Origin of the sequence: Aeromonas ichthyocola (assembly GCF_046087985.1) — a bacterium.
Taxonomy (GTDB): Bacteria; Pseudomonadota; Gammaproteobacteria; order Enterobacterales; family Aeromonadaceae; genus Aeromonas; species Aeromonas rivipollensis.
This window is the reverse complement of record NZ_JBJSWH010000003.1, coordinates 99144-121548: the sequence shown is the minus strand read 5'-3', so window position 1 is coordinate 121548 and position 22405 is coordinate 99144. Positions and strand designations below refer to the sequence as shown.

The 22405-nt window shown below is 61.5% G+C and carries 17 protein-coding genes, 5 tRNA genes and 4 pseudogenes; 20 read left to right on the top strand and 6 right to left on the bottom strand.

Features of this window, described 5'->3' with window-relative positions; translation table 11 throughout:
• Nucleotides 1-95 precede the first annotated feature (95 nt).
• The 3 genes from ACF2JD_RS09305 to ACF2JD_RS09295 all read left to right on the top strand — a co-directional run bounded on the left by ACF2JD_RS09305 (nt 96) and on the right by ACF2JD_RS09295 (nt 1090).
• Nucleotides 96-605: a MarR family transcriptional regulator gene (locus ACF2JD_RS09305; RefSeq protein WP_440987262.1), complete on the top strand. Its 510-nt coding sequence runs from the start codon at nt 96-98 to the stop codon at nt 603-605.
• Entirely contained in the window at nt 596-748 is a 153-nt protein-coding gene (locus tag ACF2JD_RS09300; RefSeq protein WP_440987261.1) for a DUF4250 domain-containing protein, read from the top strand. The genes ACF2JD_RS09305 and ACF2JD_RS09300 overlap by 10 nt, the downstream gene beginning before the upstream one ends.
• A gap of 165 nt (nt 749-913) precedes the next feature.
• A complete protein-coding gene (locus tag ACF2JD_RS09295; RefSeq protein WP_163137691.1) occupies nt 914-1090 on the top strand; it encodes a hypothetical protein in 177 nt (58 codons plus the stop codon).
• A 91-nt stretch (nt 1091-1181) separates the two neighbouring features.
• On the opposite strand, the gene ACF2JD_RS09290 is transcribed toward ACF2JD_RS09295, so the two are convergent.
• Complete coding sequence (locus ACF2JD_RS09290) at nt 1182-1769, bottom strand: FMN-dependent NADH-azoreductase (RefSeq protein ID WP_025326879.1); 588 nt, start codon at nt 1767-1769, stop codon at nt 1182-1184.
• Between the two features lie 226 nt (nt 1770-1995).
• On the opposite strand from ACF2JD_RS09290, the pseudogene ACF2JD_RS09285 reads away from it, so the two are divergent.
• The 7 genes and pseudogenes from ACF2JD_RS09285 (at nt 1996) to ACF2JD_RS09255 (ending at nt 10773) form a co-directional block, all read left to right on the top strand.
• Nucleotides 1996-2885, top strand: a pseudogene (locus tag ACF2JD_RS09285) (DMT family transporter).
• A 73-nt stretch (nt 2886-2958) separates the two neighbouring features.
• The gene (gene purT, locus ACF2JD_RS09280; protein ID WP_163137693.1) at nt 2959-4137 is read left to right on the top strand and encodes a formate-dependent phosphoribosylglycinamide formyltransferase; all 1179 of its coding nucleotides are present in this window, start codon (nt 2959-2961) and stop codon (nt 4135-4137) included.
• 128 nt (nt 4138-4265) lie between these two features.
• Entirely contained in the window at nt 4266-4925 is a 660-nt protein-coding gene (hxpB, locus tag ACF2JD_RS09275; RefSeq protein WP_440987260.1) for a hexitol phosphatase HxpB, read from the top strand.
• 154 nt (nt 4926-5079) lie between these two features.
• Nucleotides 5080-5283 (top strand): CPXCG motif-containing cysteine-rich protein, encoded by a 204-nt coding sequence (locus ACF2JD_RS09270; protein WP_005301298.1) that lies wholly within the window; start codon nt 5080-5082, stop codon nt 5281-5283.
• Between the two features lie 635 nt (nt 5284-5918).
• Nucleotides 5919-6536 carry a TetR family transcriptional regulator gene (locus tag ACF2JD_RS09265; RefSeq protein WP_440987259.1) on the top strand — a complete coding sequence of 206 codons (618 nt, stop codon included), beginning with the start codon at nt 5919-5921 and terminating at the stop codon, nt 6534-6536.
• A gap of 74 nt (nt 6537-6610) precedes the next feature.
• Entirely contained in the window at nt 6611-7720 is a 1110-nt protein-coding gene (locus tag ACF2JD_RS09260; RefSeq protein ID WP_440987258.1) for an efflux RND transporter periplasmic adaptor subunit, read from the top strand.
• Nucleotides 7717-10773, top strand: a complete 3057-nt coding sequence (locus ACF2JD_RS09255; RefSeq protein ID WP_440987257.1) for an efflux RND transporter permease subunit — start codon at nt 7717-7719, stop codon at nt 10771-10773. Before ACF2JD_RS09260 ends, ACF2JD_RS09255 begins: the two co-directional genes overlap by 4 nt.
• 135 nt (nt 10774-10908) lie before the next feature.
• On the opposite strand, the gene ACF2JD_RS09250 is transcribed toward ACF2JD_RS09255, so the two are convergent.
• Nucleotides 10909-11520 (bottom strand): riboflavin synthase subunit alpha, encoded by a 612-nt coding sequence (locus tag ACF2JD_RS09250; protein WP_440987256.1) that lies wholly within the window; start codon nt 11518-11520, stop codon nt 10909-10911.
• 136 nt (nt 11521-11656) lie between these two features.
• On the opposite strand from ACF2JD_RS09250, the gene ACF2JD_RS09245 reads away from it, so the two are divergent.
• The 7 genes from ACF2JD_RS09245 to ACF2JD_RS09215 all read left to right on the top strand — a co-directional run bounded on the left by ACF2JD_RS09245 (nt 11657) and on the right by ACF2JD_RS09215 (nt 14036).
• The gene (locus ACF2JD_RS09245) at nt 11657-11863 is read left to right on the top strand and encodes a YaeP family protein (RefSeq protein ID WP_005324956.1); all 207 of its coding nucleotides are present in this window, start codon (nt 11657-11659) and stop codon (nt 11861-11863) included.
• Between the two features lie 151 nt (nt 11864-12014).
• The gene (locus ACF2JD_RS09240) at nt 12015-13394 is read left to right on the top strand and encodes an MATE family efflux transporter (protein ID WP_440987255.1); all 1380 of its coding nucleotides are present in this window, start codon (nt 12015-12017) and stop codon (nt 13392-13394) included.
• Between the two features lie 157 nt (nt 13395-13551).
• Nucleotides 13552-13628 (top strand) — tRNA-Val (locus tag ACF2JD_RS09235).
• A 13-nt stretch (nt 13629-13641) separates the two neighbouring features.
• Nucleotides 13642-13718, top strand: a tRNA-Val gene (locus ACF2JD_RS09230).
• Nucleotides 13719-13736: 18 nt separating this feature from the next.
• Nucleotides 13737-13813 (top strand) — tRNA-Val (locus ACF2JD_RS09225).
• Nucleotides 13814-13847: 34 nt separating this feature from the next.
• Nucleotides 13848-13924 (top strand) — tRNA-Val (locus ACF2JD_RS09220).
• Nucleotides 13925-13959: 35 nt separating this feature from the next.
• Nucleotides 13960-14036: transfer RNA gene (locus ACF2JD_RS09215), tRNA-Val, on the top strand.
• 105 nt (nt 14037-14141) lie between these two features.
• On the opposite strand, the pseudogene ACF2JD_RS09210 reads toward ACF2JD_RS09215, so the two are convergent.
• Nucleotides 14142-16321 (bottom strand): annotated as a pseudogene (locus tag ACF2JD_RS09210) (DNA polymerase II).
• A gap of 166 nt (nt 16322-16487) precedes the next feature.
• Between ACF2JD_RS09210 and ACF2JD_RS09205 the strand changes: the two are divergent.
• The 3 genes from ACF2JD_RS09205 to ACF2JD_RS09195 all read left to right on the top strand — a co-directional run bounded on the left by ACF2JD_RS09205 (nt 16488) and on the right by ACF2JD_RS09195 (nt 18968).
• Nucleotides 16488-16982, top strand: a complete 495-nt coding sequence (locus tag ACF2JD_RS09205; protein WP_429170242.1) for a prolyl-tRNA synthetase associated domain-containing protein — start codon at nt 16488-16490, stop codon at nt 16980-16982.
• A 326-nt stretch (nt 16983-17308) separates the two neighbouring features.
• The gene (locus ACF2JD_RS09200; protein WP_440987254.1) at nt 17309-18013 is read left to right on the top strand and encodes a hypothetical protein; all 705 of its coding nucleotides are present in this window, start codon (nt 17309-17311) and stop codon (nt 18011-18013) included.
• A 76-nt stretch (nt 18014-18089) separates the two neighbouring features.
• Nucleotides 18090-18968 (top strand): pirin family protein, encoded by an 879-nt coding sequence (locus ACF2JD_RS09195; RefSeq protein WP_440987253.1) that lies wholly within the window; start codon nt 18090-18092, stop codon nt 18966-18968.
• A 68-nt stretch (nt 18969-19036) separates the two neighbouring features.
• On the opposite strand, the gene ACF2JD_RS09190 is transcribed toward ACF2JD_RS09195, so the two are convergent.
• The 3 genes and pseudogenes from ACF2JD_RS09190 to lpxM all read right to left on the bottom strand — a co-directional run bounded on the left by ACF2JD_RS09190 (nt 19037) and on the right by lpxM (nt 22203).
• Nucleotides 19037-19897 (bottom strand): PA4780 family RIO1-like protein kinase, encoded by an 861-nt coding sequence (locus ACF2JD_RS09190; protein WP_106886881.1) that lies wholly within the window; start codon nt 19895-19897, stop codon nt 19037-19039.
• 180 nt (nt 19898-20077) lie between these two features.
• Nucleotides 20078-21055, bottom strand: a pseudogene (locus tag ACF2JD_RS09185) (LpxL/LpxP family acyltransferase).
• A 158-nt stretch (nt 21056-21213) separates the two neighbouring features.
• Nucleotides 21214-22203: pseudogene (gene lpxM / locus ACF2JD_RS09180) on the bottom strand (lauroyl-Kdo(2)-lipid IV(A) myristoyltransferase).
• Nucleotides 22204-22405: the final 202 nt, after the last annotated feature.

Sequence of the window (22405 nt, the reverse complement as noted above, 5' to 3'; positions counted from 1 at the left end):
AACCGGGTCAGACAAATCAGCTTGAGTTACGTATCATCAAGGTCAAAGTATCAAGAGAAACTGCACCCGATGCAGCCGCCACAGCAGGATGTCATATGTCGAAGATCATAGAGCTGCTCGCGCACTATCCCCCCTATCAGCTGGTCCATGCCGCTGAAATGGTGCGCGATACCTTTGAACAGTTTTACCAGCAGCGGTACCAGCTGACGGTGCCCCAATGGCGCCTGATGATGGTGCTTGGCCCCCACTACCCCATCAGCCAGAAAGAGCTGGTGGAGGCGAGCGGAATGGACAAGGTGCGGATCTCCCGCGAGATCCACCGTCTGGTGGAGAAGGGCATTCTGTTCACCGAAAGCAGCGCCCAGGACAAGCGCATCAGTCTGGTCTCCTTCACCCCGGCGGGGCTCACCCTGTTCCAGCAGCTCAAGACTGAAGCGGGCAGCTGGCAACATACCCTGACCGACTATCTGCCCGCCGAATCCCGCGAGGCGATCCGCCAGCATCTGCACAGCGTCAGCGCCGCCATCGAGCAGCTGCACCTGCTGGACAGCGAGAAAATCATGGCATTGACCCGTTCGCCACCATGGACATCAACATGCTGCTGAGCGTCGTCAATATGCAGCTGCGTGATCGCTATGACGATCTGGATGATCTCTGCAAGGCGCAGGAGATCGATCAGGCTGCACTGGAAGCGCGGCTCGCCGGCGGCGATTTTCACTACCAGCCAGCGCAGAAACAGTTCAGATAAGGGAGGTCGCGGGATCGGGATCACAGCGCCAGTGATGGCGCTGGCTCTGCGGTAAAAACCTGATATGGTCTGAAGAGCCCCAACAGGGTGATGTACGGATACATCACCCTGTCACAAGAGGGCGGTTAGCCTCGTTTCAGGTGAGCATCAGCCAAGGACGACCCCATGATATTGACCCGACAGACCAGCCTGATCATCATCAGCGCCCTCTTCACGATCGGCCTCTTCTCCCCTCATCTGCCCCAGAGTACGGAGCAGTGGCTCAGCAGCCTGCTGCTGGGATCCCTGGTCGCGGTCTGTCTGCTGGTCGGCAGCGGCTGCCGTCGCTTCATCTGGGATTGAAGACTGGCGTCCCGCCATCTGAAAACAACAACGCAGCCTGATGGCTGCGTTGTTGATTCTGGACCTGGGTGAGCAGGCAAGCGTCACGGCATCAGTATGCCAGGGTTTCCAGCTGCTCCTTGGCCTGCTCTATGCCCTTGGCCTGTGCCTCGGGACCCATGCCCATGCCCTCGGCGTAGATGAAGTCCACCTCGTTGATGCCGATGAAGCCCAGCACGGTGCGCATGTAGGGGGTCACCAGATCGGTGGGGTTACCCAGGTGCAGGCCGCCGCGGGGGCTGACCACCAGGGCGCGGGTGTTCTCCACCAGGCCGACCGGACCGGTCTCGGTGTAGCGGAAGGTCACGCCGGCACGGGCCACCAGATCGATCCAGTTCTTCAGCTGGGTCGGGATGTTGAAGTTATACATGGGGGCCGCAATGATCACCAGATCGCTCGCTTTGAGCTCGGCCACCAGCTCGTCGGACTGGGCCAGCACGGCCAGCTGACGCTCGTTCAGGTTCTCACCGCCGCGCAGGCCCATGGCCAGCTCGCCGTCGAGCACCGGCAGGTTCAGGGTTGCCAGATCACGCACGGTGACGCTGTCACCCTGGCGCTCGGCCAGGTAGCCGTCGATCAGGGCGTTGGATTGGGAATACTGGCCCAGGATGCTGGACTTGAGAACGAGGATATTGGCCATGGTGAAACTCCATTTGGTTGTCGGTTGAACAGCTGTGCTGTCGATGGAGGTCACTATAAAGATTGAGGTTCAAGGCGGATAGCGAAAATAGATGCTCAAGTTATTCAAATATTTTGATGCTTGTGCACTTAGTCGCCAGCGAGGTACTCAGCAAGCACCCCGGCCTTGGCAGAACAAACGATTGCCGTTATGATCCGCCGCACTTTTTTTCAGTGACCCGGATCCCATGGCACCCTCCCGCAGGCACTCCCCCTTTGCCGGTGCAGTCTGGATGATGGTGGCAGGCCTCTGCTTTGCCGCCGTCAACAGCCTGAGCCAGTACGTCAGCTTCAAGCTCGGCCTCCCCTCGACCCAGGTCGCCTTTCACAGTATCTGGTCGCCCTGATCTGCCTGCTGCCCTGGCTCATCCGCCACGGCCTGCGCCAATCCCTGATGACCAACCAGTTGCGGCTGCACCTGCTGCGGGTCGCCCTGGCGGTCATCGGCATCCAGTTCTGGCTCTGGGCCCTGGCGGTGCCCGTGCCCATCTGGCAGGGCATAGCGCTCTTGATGACCTCCCCCCTGTTCGCCACCTTAGGGTCGGCCTTGCTGCTCAAGGAGCAGGTGAGCCGGGCGCGCATTCTGGCTACCCTGGCGGGCTTTGTCGGGGCCATGCTGATCCTGGCCCCCTGGACCGATGACTTCAGCTGGGCCTCCCTGCTGCCAGTGGCGGCCGCCCTGTTCTGGGCCGGCTACTCCCTGCTGGTGCGCTATCAGGCGGCGAGCGAATCGTCCCACACCATAGTGGTCTACCTGCTCATCTTCAGCACCCCCTTCAACGCCATGCTGGCCCTGCCCGAATGGCAGTGGCCGAGCGAAACCCAGTGGCTGCTGGTGGCGGTCTCAGGGGTGCTGTCGGCGTTGGCCCAGATGTCCATCGCCCGCGCCTACAGCGTGGCCGAGGCCTCCTTCGTGCAACCCTTTGACTTTGCCAAGCTGCCCATGAACGTACTGGCGGGTTGGCTGGTATTTGGCTGGGCGCCCCCCGGCCGATTGTGGCTCGGCGCTGCCATCATCATAGGCGCCATCACACTGCTGACCCATCTGGAGCAGCGCGCCCACAAATCCGTTTCCTGAGGTACGCCATGCGTGCCTCTTTTTTTACTCACTCGGGTCAGCAACCCTGACCATGGACATCAGGAGAGATCAGATGTTTGGAACTGCCACCCGCCCCGGCGCCACCCGTGCCCTGCTGCTCGGCTCAGGCGAACTCGGCAAGGAAGTCGCCATCGAGCTGCAACGCCTTGGCATAGAAGTGATCGCCGCCGACCGCTACGCCCACGCCCCCGCCATGCAGGTCGCCCACGCCGCCCAGGTGCTGGACATGCTCGATGGCGCCGCCCTGCGCGCCTTGGTGGCCGAGGTCAAGCCCGACCTCATCATCCCCGAGATTGAAGCCATCGCCACCGATACCCTGGCAGAGCTTGAGCAGGAAGGAGTCAGGGTCGTGCCCAACGCCCGCGCCACCCAGCTCACCATGAACCGGGAGGGGATCCGCCGGCTCGCCGCCGAAGAGCTCGGCCTCCCCACCTCCTCCTACCGCTTCGCCCAGAGCAAGGAGGAGTTCATTGCCGCTGTCGAGGCCATAGGCCTGCCCTGTGTGGTGAAACCCGTGATGAGCTCGTCCGGCAAGGGCCAGAGCCTGCTGCGGGATCTCGCCAAGCTGGACGAGAGCTGGACCTATGCCCAGGAGGGGGGCCGCGCCGGCCGTGGCAAGGTGATAGTCGAAGGCTTCGTCCCCTTCGAGTACGAGATAACCTTGCTCACTGTGCGCGCCGTGGACGGCATCCACTTCTGCGATCCCATAGGCCATCGTCAGGAAGACGGTGACTACCGCGAATCCTGGCAGCCCCAGGCGATGAGCGAGCTGGCGCTGGCCCGCGCCAAGGAGGTCGCCGCCAAGGTGGTCGAGGCCCTGGGTGGCCATGGCCTGTTCGGGGTGGAGCTCTTCATCAAGGGTGACGAGGTGTGGTTCAGCGAGGTCTCTCCCCGCCCTCACGACACCGGCATGGTGACCCTGATCTCTCAGGATCTCTCCGAGTTCGCCCTGCACGTGCGCGCCATCCTGGGGCTGCCGGTCGGCACCATCACCCAGTTCGGGCCGAGTGCCTCCGCCGTGGTGCTGCGCGATGGCCACAGCCAGAATATCCGCTATCAGGGGGTTGCCGAGGCGCTGGCCCTGGTGCCGGGCGCCCAGCTGCGTCTCTTTGGCAAGCCCGAGATCGCCGGTCGCCGTCGTCTCGGTGTGGCGCTGGCCCGTGGGCAAGGGTGCGAAGAGGCGGTGGAAAAGGCCAAGGCGGTCGCCGCCCGGGTCGAGGTGCTCTTCTAGAGCGCATTCTTTGTCACGTAAAAACAAACGTTTATCTGCGTGATCCGGCGCAAGGGGCGGGCTTCTGCCCCTTTTCCATTGAGGCGTCGGGCTTATAATCCCCCCTTCACCTATGTCAGGAGTACAAGATGTTAACTGCCGTGATCTTCGATATGGATGGTGTTCTGATCGACTCGGAACCCTTTTGGCAACGGGCCCAGATGGCCGTCTTCTCCGAGCTGGGCCACTTCCACACCGAGGAAGACTGCAACTCCACCATAGGGGTGCGCATCGATCAGCTGGTGGCCCACTGGTATCGCCTGCGTCCCTGGAGCGGCCCGACCCAGGAAGAGGTGGTGCAACGCATCCTGGATCAGGTGATAGCACTCATCCTGCAGGAAGGTCAGGCCAAGGAGGGCGTGTTGGAGGCCCTCTCCCTCATCGAGGCCCGTGGTCTCAAGATTGGCCTGGCCACCTCTTCCCCCTTCACCATGGTGGAGGCTGTGCTCGGCAAGCTCGGCATCCAGGATCGCTTCATGGCGGTCCACTCCGCCGAGGTGGAGCGCTTTGGCAAACCCCACCCGGACGTCTATATCCACGCCGCCGAGAAGCTGGGCGTCGAACCTGTGCACTGTCTGGCCATCGAGGACAGCTTCACCGGCCTGCTGGCGGCCAAGGCGGCGTCCATGCAGGCGCTGATAGTGCCGGACCCGGCGCTGGTGGGCGACCCCCGTCTCGCCATCGCCGATCACCAGCTATCCTCGCTCGCCGAGCTGGATGCAGACAGACTGGCCCGCTGGGTGGGGTGAATCCGCACGGGGCCAGTGGTGCACCGGGTCAGACCTTAGGGGCTAGGCGCATCCCCTGATCCCTGTCATAAACGTGCGCCTGCTCGCGGTTGCGCCGCCTCTTGCCGACTAGAATCAGGGGAAAGAGGCGGCCAGTCGGCCCCAGGAGGTCACCATGATCGAGTACACCAGCAAGCGCATCGTCTGCCCCCACTGCGGCCACCACACCCGGGTCGAGCTGGATGCCAGCCAGGGGGATCAGGAGTTCTACGAGGACTGCATGGCCTGTTGCAATCCGATCCACCTGCGGCTGCACCGGGATGAAGCCCGCGACTGTTTGCAGCTGTTTGTGGATGCAGACGACGAGCAGATGTTTTGAATCTATGTCCTGAACAAAGGCAGCCCAAAGGGTAAAATGCCAGTCAGCCAAGTCTGACTGGCATTGTTTTTATTAGCTTTTTAACACTGTGCTGCCAGCGGTAGCCCCTTCACACCAGGGCATCACGGCGCCCTGATTGTATCGACAAGATGCACTGCCCCTCGTACTGCTCAAGGTCCGCTCCCCCCGTTCAAATAGATGACATTGGACTGACTTCGTGAATGAGGCACACCTATGCCAGGTAGCGATAGTCCGCTGCGTCGTTCTTCAGGCTTACCGCCCCCCCCCTATCAGTTGCCGGCCCCCACAGCTCTTGCCGCATTCCTCTCGCCTTCTTGCTGTGCTGGTCAAGCCGATGTTTGCTGCCAGTTGCATTTGTCATCGTCGCTGGTTGCTCAGGAGAATGGCCCACATGAAGTGCCCAAGAGCTGAGAGTGCCGAAGGGTATCGTCAGGCCCAACAACGCAGCCGGTCTGCCAGCAAGCCATGGCGAACATGATGAAGGTGGCTTTGGAAACATCTTCTGATTGCAGATAACAGCGCAAAAACAAATCTCAAATTGGTCACTCGTTGTCAATCTGACGATGGCGCGTTAACATTCCAAATCCCCTGTATGGCCGTCGGAGAGAAAGATAATGAGTGAAGAAAACAGCACGCCTGCGCTGAATCGAGGCCCTGTTGATCACGATGTGCGGGATCAGATTGTGGTTGCAGCCACCGAGCATTTCAGCCGTTACGGCTATGGCAAGACCACTGTGTCTGAACTGGCAAAATCAATAGGTTTTTCAAAGGCATATATTTACAAGTTCTTCTCGTCCAAGCAGGCGATTGGCGAGAGTATTTGCGCAAACTGCCTCTATGAGATCCAGGAGGATGTTCGAAGAGCGATCGAACAGGTTGATCAGCCGCCCGAGAAGCTGCGCCGGATGTTTCAAGAAATCATTCAGGCAAGTTGTCGCTTGTTCTCCGCGGATCGAAATCTCTATGAAATAGCGGCCTCAGCCGCAGCCGAACGCTGGCAAGCCACCATTGTCTATGAGCAAAACATTCAGACATTGCTGCAAGATATCCTTCAAGAAGGCCGTAAAACTGGTGATTTTGAGCGAAAAACACCATTGGATGAAATAACTGCGGCGATTTATCTTGTCATGAGGCCCTATTTAAATCCTCTCATGCTGCAACACAACTTCGACTGCATTGACAAGGCGCCAACCCAATTATCTAACCTGGTGCTGCGCAGTCTCGCGCCATAATAATTGTGACTATTGACCAATTTGGTCACTTGAATTACATTGCCTCCTGAATCGTTCTTCATGGAGGCTTCTGTATGTCTCGTCACAGCATACTGGCAATTATCACTGCTTTACCGCTGGCCCTGACGGCTTGTGGTGAGCAACAACCATCTGATCCGCGTACGCAAGTACCGCTGGTGCGTACCGTCACGGTCAATGATGCAGAGGTTGAATCACGCTCTTTTACTGGGGTAGTCGCGGCTCGCATTGAGAGTGACTTGGGTTTTCGCGTATCTGGCAAGGTGCTGCAGCGCCTCGTAGACGCAGGACAAACCGTCAAACGGGGTCAATTGCTGATGCGTATTGACCCGGTTGATCTGACACTCGCCGCGCACGCACAACAGGAGTCGGTTGTGGCAGCCAGGGCGAGAGCGAAACAAACCGCGGAGGATGAAGCCCGTTACCGAAATTTGCGTGGCACGGGCGCGATCTCCGTTTCCACTTACGATCAGGCCAAGGCGGCGATGGACACGGCCCAAGCCGAACTTCGAGCCGCCGAAGCACAAGCGGAAGTGGCCCGTAATGCCACTGGTTATACAGACCTGGTCGCCGATGTTGATGGCACCGTGGTAGCGACACTGGCGGAGCCAGGGCAAGTCGTTAACGCCGGGCAAGCCGTCGTGCGCATTGCCCATGCGGGGGCGCGTGAAGCGGTCATTCAATTGCCAGAAACATTGCGTCCCCCATTGGGTTCCCAGGGCCAGGCAACGCTCTTCGGAAGAGGCGATGGCACAGCCGCGGCAACGTTAAGGCAGCTTTCCGACGCAGCAGACCCGAGCACTCGCACCTTTGAAGCACGATATGTGCTGACAGGAGCGCTTCAGGATGCACCTTTGGGTTCCACTGTGACTCTCCATCTGACAGAGGACCCGGTTGCGGCAAGAGCTGGCGTTCAGATCCCGATCAGCGCCTTGCTCGATACCGGTCAAGGCCTTGGCGTGTGGCGTGTTCATGGTCATCCCACCAAAGTCTCCTGGAACCCTGTCACAGTGTTGAACCTTGACAGTGACGCTGCCCAGGTTTCAGGCCAGCTCCGGCAAGGCGATCTGGTGGTCGCCATGGGCGCTCACTTGCTCCATGAAGGGGAGCTGGTGCGCACGCTCCTACCCTCTGCCAATGTGACAACAGAGGATGCACGTCCATGAGCGAACGTCGCTTCAACCTGTCGGCGCTTGCGGTGCGCGAACGGGCCATCACGCTGTTTCTGATCATGCTGATCTCCTTGGGCGGGATCACCGCCTTCTTCAAGCTGGGGCGGGCCGAGGATCCCTCCTTCACCATCAAGGTCATGACCATCATCACCGCCTGGCCCGGCGCCAGCGCGCAGGAGATGCAGGATCAGGTCGCCGAGAAGATCGAAAAGCGGCTGCAGGAGCTGCGCTGGTATGACCGCAGCGAAACCTACACCCGTCCGGGGCTGGCCTTCACCACGCTGACCTTGTTAGATAGCACCCCACCGTCGCAAGTGCAGGATGAGTTCTATCAAGCCCGTAAAAAGGTCGGCGACGAAGTGCGCAATCTGCCCCTAGGCGTGATGGGGCCATTTCTCAACGATGAATATTCCGATGTGACCTTTGCCCTGTTCGCCCTCAAGGCAAGGGGCATACCACAGCGTGAGCTGGTCCGGGATGCGGAAAAGCTACGCCAGCGCCTGCTGCACGTGCCCGGCGTGAAGAAGGTCAACATCGTTGGCGAGCAGTCGGAGCGTATCTATGTCGAGTTTTCCCATGAGCGCCTGGCCACGTTAGGCGTCAGCCCGCAAGAGGTGTTCACGGCCCTGAACGGCCAGAATGCATTGACGCCAGCCGGCGCCATCGAAACCAGGGGGCCAGAGGTGTTCATTCGCCTGGACGGCGCCTTTGACGAGCTGCAAAAAATACGCGACACCCCCGTTGTGGCACAGGGACGCACGCTGAAGCTCTCTGATATCGCGACGGTGAAACGGGGCTATGAAGATCCGGCGACCTTCATCATCCGCAACGGCGGCGAACCTGCGCTGCTGCTGGGGATCGTCATGCGCGACGGCTGGAACGGGCTCGATCTGGGCGAGGCCCTGGATAACGAAATCACCGCCATCAACGCCGAGCAACCGCTGGGCATGAACTTGAGCAAGGTGACCGACCAGGCCGTCAACATCAGTTCGGCGGTCGATGAGTTCATGATCAAGTTTTTCGCTGCGGTACTCGTGGTCATGCTGGTGAGTTTTGTCAGCATGGGCTGGCGGGTGGGTGTCGTGGTCGCCGCAGCCGTGCCATTGACACTGGCTGTCGTCTTCGCCGTGATGCTCGCGACCGGCAAGCATTTCGACCGCATCACCCTGGGGTCGTTGATCCTGGCCCTGGGGTTGCTGGTAGACGACGCCATCATCGCCATCGAAATGATGGTAGTGAAAATGGAAGAGGGCTATGACCGGATCGCGGCGTCGGCTTACGCCTGGAGTCATACCGCAGCGCCCATGCTCTCAGGCACCTTGGTCACCGCCGTCGGATTTATGCCCAATGGTTTTGCGCGATCCACGGCGGGTGAGTACACCAGCAACATGTTCTGGATAGTGGGCATAGCGCTCATTGCCTCCTGGGTAGTGGCCGTGGTTTTCACGCCATACCTCGGGGTCAAGCTGCTACCCGATGTAAAGAAGGTCGAAGGCGCTCACCCTGCGCTCTACAACACGCCGCGCTATCACCTCTTTCGCAAACTGCTGGGCAACGTCATAGCCCGCAAGTGGCTCGTGGCAGGCTCGGTGATCGCGCTGTTCGTGGCATCGGTGCTGGGGATGAGCCTGGTGAAGAAGCAGTTCTTCCCGATCTCGGATCGCCCTGAAGTCCTGATAGAAGTGCAGATGCCCTATGGCACCTCGGTTACCCAGACCAGCTTGGCGGCAAATAAGGTGGAAGCCTGGCTGGCGAGGCAGGAGGAGGCCAGAATCGTCACCGCCTACGTCGGCCAGGGGGCTCCCCGTTTCTTTTTCTCAATGGGACCAGAACTGCCCGATCCGTCGTTTGCCAAGATAGTGGTGCGCACGGACAGCCAGCACGAACGCGAAGCCCTGAAGCACCGACTGCGCCAGGCCATTGCCGAGGGACTGGCCCCCGAGGCTCGGGTGCGCGTCACCCAGCTGGTGTTCGGCCCCTACTCCCCCTTTCCGGTGGCCTACCGGGTGAGTGGACCCGATCCGGCGGTACTGCGCAACATCGCGGCTGACGTACAGCAGGTCATGAGCGCCAGTCCACTGATGCGCACGGTCAACACCGACTGGGGTGTCCGCGTGCCGACGCTGCACTTCACTTTGCAGCAGGATCGACTGCAAGCGCTGGGACTGAACTCAAGCTCGGTGGCGCAGCAACTGCAATTCCTGCTCAGCGGCATTCCGGTCACTGCCGTGCGGGAAGACATTCGCACCGTACAGGTTGTTGCGCGATCTGCGGGCAACATCCGGCTCGATCCGGCCAGGATTGGCGATTTCACACTGGTCGGCGCCAATGGACAACGGATCCCGTTGTCACAAGTGGGCAATGTCGATGTCCGCATGGAAGAGCCGGTCATGCGCCGACGCGACCGGGTACCGACCATCACGGTACGGGGCGACATCGCCGACAATTTGCAGCCGCCAGACGTATCGACGGCGATCACCCGGCAGTTGCAGCCCCTCATGGCAACGCTGCCAAGCGGTTACAGCATCGTAGAGGCCGGCTCCATCGAGGAGTCAGGCAAAGCAATGACGGCCATGTTGCCTGTCTTCCCCATCATGCTGGCCATCACCTTGCTCATCATCATCCTGCAGGTGCGCTCGATTGCGGGCATGATCATGGTCTTCCTGACCAGTCCACTGGGTCTGATCGGTGTGGTGCCGACACTGTTGCTGTTCCAGCAGCCCTTCGGCATCAATGCGCTTGTCGGCTTGATTGCACTGTCGGGCATCCTGATGCGCAACACGCTGATCTTGATCGGGCAGATCCGTGAAAACGAGCAGGCGGGGCTAGACCCTTTCCATGCGCTTGTCGAAGCGACCGTGCAGCGTGCTCGTCCGGTCATTCTGACTGCGCTGGCCGCGATCCTCGCCTTCATTCCGCTAACCCATTCGGTGTTTTGGGGAACACTGGCTTACACGCTGATTGGCGGCACCTTTGCGGGCACTATCCTGACGCTCGTGTTCCTGCCCGCCATGTATTCCATCTGGTCCAGGATCCAGCCTGGTTGAAAAAGGCATCAGAAAAATCGTTGGAAGGACATCACCCCCGCCCTGGTGCTGAATGTTGTCGATGCATTCGAGCAGGTGGAGAACAACTGAAATGTGCGATCACCGCCCTGACACAGTGCCAGAGGAGTGATACCACTATTGGCGCGCCGCCAGCACCCGCTCCACGGTGTCGACTATGGCCTGGGTCTGGGGATCGATCTCTATGTTGGTCTGCCAGCCCGCCTTGACCCAACCCAGGTTGGTGCGGGCCAGGGTCTCGGGAATGAGGTTGACGCAGAACTCATGGCCGCGCACCTCGCCCACGGTCAGGCTGATGCCGTCAATGCCGATGTAGCCCTTGGTCAGCACGTATTTCATGAGCGTGGGGGCGAGGCGGTACCACAACTGGCGATTGTTGGGGCTGTCGATGACGGCACTGACCTCGGCCGTGCCCATGATGTGGCCGGACATGGCATGGCCGCCAATCTCGTCCCCAAAGCGGGCGGCCCGCTCCACATTGACCTTGTCCCCGACAGCCAGCCCACCGAGGTTGGTCAGGCGCAGGGTCTCCTGCATCAGATCAAAGCTGACCAGTTCCCCCTCGATGCGGGTGACCGTCAGGCAGCAGCCGTTGTGGGCCACGGAGGCGCCGAGTGCCAGCCCCTCGCCCCAGGCCGGGCTCGGCATGCGGATCACATGGGTGCGAAAGTTGGGCAGCTCTTCGATGGCCACCAGTTCGGCGGTCCCCTGTACTATGCCGGTGAACATGTCTCGTCTCCACGCTGTAACAAAATTGTCGGCAGGTTACCCCCGGCCACAGAGCAAGACAAGCATGCCGGCTGACAAGGGGGGCACCGATCGTTATAGTGACCCCATTCAATCTTGGCTTAACGAGGAAACAAAAATGCAGGTATATCAATGCTGTGAGGCCATTCGCATCGCCTACAACCAGATAGGCTCAGGTGAGCAGGGCTATGTGCCCCAGGCCATCGCCGCCAGCATACGGGCGCTCAACGCCGTGGCGAGCGACGATAGGGTGCCCGCGGATCTGCGCGAGCAGGCCGCCTACGCCGCCGCCAACCTGCTGATCAGCGATCACGAGGACGCCTGATCCCGGGTAGAAATGCGCCGCCAACCTTCCCCGTTGGCGGATTTTCAGGCTAGAATGACACCCCCGCGTTTTGTCTCCTCCCGGCAGGAGATAAAAGCCCCTCTCATTTACCCGTTCTTTTCTCTTTTATCTGATCCACTCGGAGGTGTCAGTGCAACGTTATTGGACCGAGGCGAAGCAGCTCGTTCGTCTAGCCAGCCCCATACTGGTGGCCCAGGTGGCCCAGATCGCCATGAACTTCGTCGATACCGTGATGGCGGGACAGGTCAGCGCCGTGGATCTCGCCGCCGTGTCGGTCGCCTCCAGCTTCTGGCTGCCCATCATCTTGCTGGTGCAGGGCATCATCATGGCGCTCACCCCCATCGTTTCCCAGCTCAACGGGGCCCGCAAGCGGGACGAGATCCGCCCGGCCGTGCACCAGGGCTTCTGGCTGGCGCTGATGGTGACCCCCATCGCCATGGTGGCGCTCTACTTCAGCCCGCTGGCGCTGCAGTTCATGGACGTGGATCCGGTGATGGCAGACAAGACCGCCGGTTACCTGCACGCCATCCTGTGGGGTCTGCCCGCCTTTGTGCTGTTCCAGGTGCTGCGCAACTTCAGCGAGGGGCTCTCCCACACCATGCCGACCATGGTGATTGGCTTCGTGGGACTGGCGGTCAACATCCCCGCCAACTACATCTTCATTCACGGCCACTTCGGCATGCCCAAGCTCGGCGGGGTCGGCTGCGGCGTGGCCACCGCCATAGTGCTCTGGGCCATGCTGCTGGCGATGATCGCCTACGTGAAGCTCTCCCCCCACTTCAAGAAGATCAATCTGTTCGCCCAGCTCGCTCGCCCCAACGGCAGCCGGATCTGGCGCCTGTTTCGCTTAGGCTTCCCCATTGCCATGGCCATCTTCTGCGAGGTGACCCTGTTCACCGTGGTGGCCCTGATGCTGGCCCCCTTCGGCGCCGAGACGGTGGCGAGCCACCAGATAGCCCTGAACTTCTCCAGCCTGGTGTTTATGCTGCCGCTCTCCATCGGCGTCGGCGTGACCATCAGAGTCGGCCACAGCATAGGGGAAGGCCAGCCGGAGCACGCCCGCGTTGCCGCCCGTACCGGCCTGATGCTGGGGATGGCCATCGCCGCTGCCACTGCCGCCATGACGGTACTGCTGCGCGAGCAGATCGCCTCCATCTATACCGATGATCAGCAGGTGATCGTCCTGGCGGCCATTTTGCTGTTCTTCGCCGCCATCTATCAGGTCTCGGACTCGGTGCAGGTGGTGGCGGCCGCGGCCCTGCGTGGCTACAAGGACACCAAGGCCATCTTCTACGTCACCATAGTCGCCTACTGGGGACTGGGGCTGCCCACCGGCATGATCCTGGGGTTGACCGACTGGGTGGTGCCGCGCATGGGGCCCCAGGGCTTCTGGATCGGCTTTATCGTCGGTCTCACCAGCGCGGCCCTGATGCTGGGGGCGAGATTGCGCTACATCTACGGCCGTTTTGCCACTCCGGAAGCCTGCACTACCCTGTCGCGATCTCAGTAACAGGGCTTCGGAATACAACTCGCCTGCAAAATCAACAGGCTGCGCAAGAACTGGGCAAACAGTCTCCTTTGTGCATATGGCCTGTTGACAGCCTTGGGGGGCATGGGTAGTATGCCGACCACGTGGGCAGCGCTGGCGTAGTGAAGTAAGAGAAAGTGGGTTTATAGCTCAGTTGGTTAGAGCACTACCTTGACATGGTAGGGGTCGTTGGTTCGAATCCAATTAAACCCACCACTTTTTCTGTGATGCGTCCTTAGCTCAGCTGGTTAGAGCACCACCTTGACATGGTGGGGGTCGGTGGTTCGAATCCACTAGGACGCACCATTACAGAACACTGATTATGCGTCCTTAGCTCAGCTGGTTAGAGCATCACCTTGACATGGTGGGGGTCGGTGGTTCGAATCCACTAGGACGCACCATTCAGTTTCAAAACTTTGCAGAGTTGCCTGATGTGGGTTTATAGCTCAGTTGGTTAGAGCACTACCTTGACATGGTAGGGGTCGTTGGTTCGAATCCAATTAAACCCACCACTTCTGGCAAATGAAAAAGCCGCATTGCGCACCCTGCGTCCTTAGCTCAGCTGGTTAGAGCATCACCTTGACATGGTGGGGGTCGGTGGTTCGAATCCACTAGGACGCACCAAATTTGAAAAGCCCGCTCATCGAGCGGGCTTTTTGCATTCCGCCTTCGCCCTACCCTTCCGACCCTCCTGATCCGGGTCAACCCCCGGTGGCGAGGACTAGCTCGCTAGAAGAGATCCAGCTGCTGACCGCAGATACGGTCGAACGACTCGCCGATAAAGGGCAGTATGGCGTCGGCAATGGGCCTCAACTGCTTGTCGATGTAGTGCTCGTAGTCGATGGCGCTGCGCCTGTACTCCAGCGGCTCGGGGCCGTTCAGGGTCATCAGATAGGCGATGGTGCCCCTGTGCTGATAGCGCTGGGGCTGACCGCGGCGCAGGTTCTCCTCGTCCGCCAGGCGCGCCGCCCGCACGTGGGGGGGCACATTCTTCTGATACTCCTCGAGTTTCTGGCGCAGCCGCTTGCGATAGATGAGCAGATCGTCGTGCAAGCCGGCCCGGGTCTCATCCACCATGGTGCGCACATAGCCGCTGGGATCTTCGTCGTGGAACACCATTTCGTAGAGCCGAGTCTGAAACTGCTTGGCCAGCATGGTCCAGTCGGTGCGGTGGTATCTCTGCCCAGATGAACGAAGGTGGAGTCGGTGTCGCCATAGATCACCTCGAACCCCTTAGCCTCTATCCACTCCCGGGTCTGCTGCATGATGCTGTGACCGCGCAGGGTGATCGATGAGGCAAGTCGCGGATCATAGAAGCGGCAGCCCCCCGAGCCCAGCACGCCGTAGAAGGAGTTCATGATGATCTTGATGGCCTGGGAGAGCGCCTTGTTGCTGGCCGCCTTGGCCCTGTCCCGCGCCGCCCAGAGGGTGGCTATGAGATCCGGCAGGAAGTGCCGCTCGCGGGAGAACAGGGCGCCGCGAAAGCCGGGAATGGCCTGTTCGGGGTGCTGCAACCCCTCCACCAACCCCATGGGATCGATGCAGAAGGTGCGGATGATGCTGGGATAGAGGCTCTTGAAATCGAGCACCAGCACGTGGCGATAGAGACCGGGTTTGGAGTCCATCACATAGCCGCCGGGGCTCGCCAGCCCACCGTCGGCTGGCAGATTGGGGGCCACGTAGCCGCCGCGATGCAGTCGCGGCAGATAGAGGTTGGTAAAGGCGGCCACCGAGCCCCCTACCCTGTCGAGCTCGAGACCGGTGAGGGAAGCCCGCTCTATGGCGAAGGGGATGAGGTGGCAGTAGTCGAAGATCTCCCACACCAGCTTGCAGTCTTCCAGGTTGTAGCGGGCCAGCGCTTCCTTGTCGGAGTGGAACAACTCGGTGATCTTCTCCCCCCGGTTCGCCACATCCTCGATGTCCTTGCCACGACCAAGCAGTTCGCTCGCCACCGCGTCCAGGCTGTAGCTGGCAAACTGCCAGGTGGCGCTTTTGAGGGTGTCGATGCCGTCGAGCACCATGCGCCCCGGGATGATGACGTTGCCGGTCTGGGGATCATTGCGAGACGAGCGCCAGAAGCAGAGCTCGCGCCCTCGTCCGAGCCGCAGGCGGCGCTTGCCCAGCTCGGCGCGGCGCAGCAGCAGGCGAAAGTCGAAGTTGACCACGTTCCAGCCAATCACCAGATCCGGGTCGTGCCGCTGGAACCAGCTCTCCAGCGCGCCGAGCAGGGCGCTTTCATCCGCCACCCACTCGACCTGGGTGCCCCAGCTGTCGGCATCCGCCTCCGGGGTGCCTATCATGATGACCCGCGCATCCTGCTCGCTGTAAAGACCGACCGAGAAGAGGGCCCCGTCCATGGCGCACTCCACGTCCAGCGATACCCAGGAGAGGGTCGGCGTCACCGCCTGCGGCGCGCAGCGTGCCTCGTTCACCTCCCAGTAGCCCTGCCTGCCCCCCTTCTTCACCGCTCGGCCATCGAAGCGCACGCCAGCGGTGATGAAGCGCTCCATCAGGAAGCGCTCCGGCAGCCGGATATCCGCCTCGAAGTGCTCCAGCCCGCGAATGAGCAGCAGCTCTATGGCGCGGTGAAAGGCGCTCAGGGTGGCAAAATAGCAGCCCACCACAGGGCGGCCGTCGAAGGTGTGCATGGGCAGGCGGCGAAACCGCCCCCTCACCCCGGCGCCCTTGAACAGCTCGGCGGCCTCGGTCATATGGCTCTGTGGCAGAAAGAACACCGGCTCCTGCCCCGGCACCACCACCCGCACCGGCCCCTGGGCGCTCCATAGCCACATCACGATTTCGGTGGTGGCGGCGTGCCCGTCGCGGCCGCGCACGTCCCGACCGTGGCGGGTCAGGATAAAGCCGTCGAGGGGCGGAGTGGCGGGAACGGTGGGCTGGGTCGCGGTCATGGGCAATAGGGGTCGGCCTTGGGATGGGACTATTGTACGTTCATACAGTGCCTGCTCGCAATCGTCACCCTAGGCTGCGGGGCCTGAGTCAAACTGGTAAGCTCGATCCCGTCGTCATCCTCATCAACCCCTTTATTACCGCGCTTCGCCGACGAAAGGAGTCACTGTGGCAATCTATTCCCTGCTGGATCGGCTCGCCATCCCCTACCAGCGTATCGATCACCCCCCCGTTTTCACCTGCGAGGAGGCGAGCAGGCTGCTGCCCGACCTGCCCGCTGCCAAGACCAAGAACCTCTTTTTGCGCGATCCGAAGAGCGAGCGGCTGTTTCTGGTGGTGAGCCCGGAGGAGAGCCGGGTCGATCTCAAGACGCTGGCGGCACGGCTCGGGGTCAAGCGGCTGAGCTTTGGCTCCCCCGAACGGCTCGAGGCAGTGCTCGGCCTCACCCCGGGTTCGGTCACCCTGCTCGCCATGGTGCGCGATAGCGAGCATGCCGTGGAGCTGGTGGTGGACGAGCGTATCTGGCAGGCCGAGCAGGTGCAGTGCCACCCGCTGGTCAATACCGCCACCCTGCTCATCCGCCTCGACGATGTGCGCCGTCTGCTGACCCATCTGGGCCGAGAGGCCTGCGTCATGGCATTGCCGATAGTGGCAGCCGATTAAATGGCCGACACCACCATCAAGATGCAGCACCAACCAGAACCGACCCGTTTCGAATGCCACCTGGCGCCGTTATATGGCCGACTGTGCCGAGGCGGAATAGCCGCGCTATCAGGTGGCACGATTTGACCCGGATGGCTGGCTACTAGCCTGCGGGGCCACGCAGCAGGGTGTAATCTAGGGCCACCACTCCCTCTCCTGCCCTCGATGCCGGGAAGATCCTCGCTACCCGGCGCCTGATGGGGGCTGGGTCTGCCATCCAGGGCCGGATTGGTGCATAGTCAGGTTATCATCCGTCCATTGCGTCCTTTCGTGGCACCGGGAGCATCATGCGCATCGCCCTCCTCATTCCCCTGCTGGCCCTGGCCCTTGCGGGCTGCAGCAACACCTCCTCGTCAGGCGCCAGCGTGGGGCTTGGCGCTGGTGACTATTACGGCGGTCACTATGGCGCCTCTTACTGGTGGTATGACGACTATTACGGCTATTGGGATGACTACTACCCCTGGTGCTGCGACAACCAGGGGGATTTTGACGAGCTGATCAAGAAGTGGTGGAGCGGGCTCGATCCTGAGCGCCAACAGGAGATCAAGGAGAAGTATCAGGATTGGCAGGAGAACAATGGCCAGCCCGATGTGGCCGCCTTGCGAGGGGAGCTGGCGGGCCGTTGGAATGCCATGACGCCGGAGCAGCAACAGGCCCTGCGTGACAACCGGCAGAACAGACCCAGCGTCAGCAACCCGGACAAGGGCCCGCGCTCACCGCTGGATGACAAGGGCGGCACTCTCCCCAGGGCCGAGAGCGGCCTGCTGACCCCCGGGACACAGCCCAAGGTCGACGGCGGCCTCTTGATGCCCTCCACCCTGCCCAAGACAAATAACGGCCTCTTGACCCCCGGGACCCAGCCCAGGGTGGATACCAGACCGCACCTTCCCCGCGCCATGGCCACCCCGGTGCGCGCCCCTACCGTCAGACCGGCGATAAGGCCAGGCTTCACCCCCATGCGCAGCTTCGGGGGCGGAGGCCGCCGCCGCTAGCCCCCACCCCTCTCGGCGAGCGCGAGGGATACACTATCCTGATGCAGCAGGATCACCGCCCAGCAAGGAGCACGACATGACACAACAGTGGCAACGCATTTCCTCCCGCCTCACCGACGTGGGCGGCATCCCGGTGGCCCGCGCCCTCCCGGTCAAGGAGCGGCGCACCATAGGCCCCTGGTGCTTTCTCGATCACATAGGGCCGACCCGCTTCGCCCCCGACGCCCCCGGGCTGGACGTGGGGCCCCATCCCCACATCGCCCTGCAGACCTTCACCTGGATGCTGGCGGGGGAGATTTTGCACCGTGACAGTCTCGGCAGCGAGCAGGTGATCCGCCCGGGCCAGGTCAATCTGATGACGGCCGGGCGCGGCATAGCCCACACCGAGGAGTCCCTGGCGGGCTACCCCGACCTGCACGCCGCCCAGCTCTGGATAGCGCTGCCTGAGCGTGATCAGGACACACAACCCCGCTTCGATCACTACCCCCTGCTGCCCAGCTGGCAGGAGAGCGAGACCACCCTGACCCTGCTCATCGGCGAGCATGCCGGGCGCCAAGCCCCCACCCTCAGCTTCTCCCCCATCCTCGGGCTGGACTTGCACGCGCCCCATGGCGGGCACATAGTGCTGCCGCTGGATCCGGCCTTCGAGCACGGACTCTTCCCCTTGCAGGGAGAGGCGACCATAGCAGGGGAAGCACTCGCCCCCGAGCAGCTCCTCTATCTGCCACCGGGCACCCGGGAGCTGGCGGTGACACTCGGCCCGGGCACCCGCCTGCTGCTCATCGGCGGCGAGCCCCTGGCCGAGCCGCTGCAGATCTGGTGGAACTTCGTGAGCTTCAGCCCCGAGGCCATTCGCACCGCAGCCGCAGATTGGGAGAGCGGCCATCCCCGCTTCGGCGAGGTCAAGGGTTACCCCGGCCCCCGCCTCAAGGCCCCGCCCCTGACGGGACGCTGAACCTGCCGTCGCCCCAATGAAAAAGAGCGCCAAGGGCGCTCTTTGCATGGACAGGATCCGGGCTCTCGTCAGAACTCCTCTTCCTGCTCGGCCTTCATGCGGGCCCGACGCTCCATCGCCTCCTCTTCCGCGCTCTCGATCTCGTGCAGCACGGCATCAATGTCGATGGCCTCGGTGCTCTCCTCGAACAGGCCGGTCAGCTCGGATTCCGGGGTGAGCTTGCCGTCTTCGAACAGCGCCCACATCTCCCTGGCATAACGGGTCTTGAGCAGCTCGGGCGCATAGATGCCGTAGTAGTTGCGCATGTTGTTGACGTCCCGCTCCAGCATGGCCCTGGCCTGGTTGTTGGCGGCGGCATCCACCACCTGGGGCAGATCGATTATGACCGGGCCCTCTGCATCCACCAGCACATTGAACTCGGAGAGATCCCCGTGGATCAGGCCGGCGCAGAGCATGCGCACCACGTAGCGGATCACCTTGCCGTGATCGATGAGCGCCTGCTCGGCCGAGAGCGCCACGTCGTTGAGGCGGGGCGCCACGTTGCCCTCGGCATCTGTGATGAGCTCCATCAGCAGGACGCCATCCAGGCAGACATAGGGGGTGGGCACCCGCACGCCGGCGGCGGCCAGCTTGAACAGGGCATCCACCTCTGTGTTCTGCCACACCTCTTCGTGCTGCTTGCGACCGTACTTGGAGCCCTTCTCCATGGCGCGGGCACTGCGACTGTTGCGCACCTTGCGCCCTTCCTGATAGACCACGGCCTGCTTGAAGCTGCGCTTGGAGGCCTCTTTATAGACTTTGGCGCAGCGGATCTCGTCGCCGCAGCGCACCACATAGACGTCGGCTTCTTTGCCGCTCATCAGCCGGCTGATGACATCGTCGACCAGGCCGTCATCAACCAGAGGTTGGATTCGATTTGGAATTTTCATGACCGCCCTTTTACCTTATTTGCACCTTGTTTGCACCTTGTTTGCGTGGCGGTAGGCCAGACAGGGCGACAGGGCCCCGCTTTGGTCCCCCGCCGGCCCCTTGCCGAGGGTGGCCTGGTGTGCCCTGCCCCAACCGCCTCTCACTGGCTGTCAAAACGACCCGCAAGGGAGCCCTGTGGTTCAAGGCTCGGGGGGCAACCCCTGGCGGATGCGCCGGATCCCCTCCTCGTAGAGGCCATCCTCCCCTTCGTTATCCGCTTGGGTCTCGAAAATCTTGAGAAACCACATGTACTGCTCGGGGAAGCGGCCGAGCTGCTGCTCCACCATGCGGTTCATGGCGTTGACGTCTGCCTCCAGATCCTGGGTGGGATAAGGGTAGAACGGCGGCTCCACCTCGAGCCGGTAGCAGCCCAGATCCTCGTCATAGCAAGCCAGGATGGGCACGGCCCGGGCGCCGGTCAGCTTGACCAGCTTGGGCAGGGCCGGCAGGGTCGCCTTGGGGTGGCCGAAGAAGGGCACGAAGATGCTCGCCTCCCGGCCATGATCCTGATCCGGCAGATAGAAGAAGCTGTCGCCGCTGCGCAGGGCCTTGATGGCGGGCTTGATGCCGACGCTGCGCTCATAGACACGCCCGCCCTTGCTGCGCTCGCGGTTGATATACCAGTCGAACACCTGATCCTTGGGGCTCTTCATCATGGTGCACAGGGGCACCCCCTCATCGGTCAGGTAGCGGCCTATCATGTCCACCGCCCAGGTGTGAGGCACCACCAAAATCACCGGGCGGCCCGCGGCCAGCTCGGCCTGCTATATGCTCCCAGCCGGTAACCTTGATGCGACGGGTCAGCCGTGCCTTGCTGCGCCAGCTGAGCTCGCCAAAGCCCATAAAGGTCTTGAGCCCGACCCGGATCGATTTGAGCAGCAGCGCCGATCAGCCGCATCCAGCTCGGGAAAACAGATCTTGAGGTTGGTATCGGCGATATAGGCCTGCTTTTTCGAAAAACGCATCAGGTCGGTGAGACCAGGTCGGCAAAGCGATCCCTCAACCGCAGGAGTAAATGCCAGCAGGGAGCAGGCCCAGGCGCACCAGCTGCCCCACCATTTGGGATGCAGCAGGCGGATATGAAATGAGGTATCAAATACCGGATCGAAAGCAGACATGGCGACCATCACGTCATCAAAAAACAAACGGTTATTGTAGTTATCCTGACATTTTTTCTACCCTGAGCAGGCTGGCCATCGACCTGCAAGGCACTGATCAGACTAGTTATCATAAAAAATGGCCCACTGGGGCCATTTCAATCAATCCAAATTCTGGGTTAGCCCTGGGGTGGCAACCCCTGGCGGATCCGCTGGATCCCCTCTTCGTAACGGCCATCCGAGCCCCTCCTGATCCTCACGGGTATCGAAGATCTTGAGGAACCACATGTACTGGCCCGGATGGCGCATCAGCTGCTGTTGCACCATGTCGTTCATGCGACAGGTATCGGCCATCACATCCTCGGTGGGATAGTTGTCGAACGGTGCCTCAATCTCCAGCCGGTAGCAGTGGTTCGCTTCGTCATAGCAGGCGAGCAGCGGCACCGCCTTGGCGCCACTGACCTGCACCAGACGGGGCAAGGCAGGCAGGGTCGCTTTGGGATAGCCAAAGAAGGGGGCGAAAGATGCTCCTCGCGGCCATGATCCTGATCCGGCAGGTAGAAGAAGCTCAGGCCGGATTTCACCGCCTTGATCACCGGCTTGATGCCGGCGCTGCGCTCGTAAACGCGGCAGCCATTCTTGGCCCGCTCGCGGTTGATGTGCCAGTCGAACACAGGGTTGCGGGCGCTCTTCATCATGGTGCACATGGGCAGGCCCCGCTGGGAGAAGTAGTAGCCCGCCGCATCGATGGGCCAGCTGTGGGGCACCACCAGGATCACCGGGCGACCGGCGGCTTGCTCGGCCTCGATGTGTTCCCATCCGCTCACCTGGATGCGCTTCATCAGGTACTCGGGGCTGCGCACCGTGAACTCGCCAAACCCCAGCAGGCTCTTGAGGCCGACCCGGATCGAGGTCATCAGTATGGCGTCCCGCTCTGCCTCGCTCTGCTCCTTGAAGCAGATGGCGAGGTTGGTTCTGGCGATATAGACCTGCTTTTTCGAGATCTTGAGCACCAGGGGCGCCAGGGCGTCGGCCAGCTTGTCACGCCAACGGGGCGGCACATAGGCGAGCACGCCGAGCACGCCGAGGGCAAGCCAGCTCACCCAGTAACGCGGGTGCAGCAAACGGGTCTGGAATGCGGAGTCAAACACGGGATCTTGGGAGGACATGGGTACTATCAAACAGTAGAAGTGGGCAATTGCGGCAATCCTGACAGGTAATACCAGTGAAAACCACCTTAATATCGCCTGAATGAGCGACAATTTGAGCCTTTTCACGGATTGACAGCGCCCCCTGATCCCCAGGCAGTGGGCGCTGCTCACGCTTTGTACCGGCCCCGGATGCAACAGACCCCGCCAGGCGGGGTCTGCT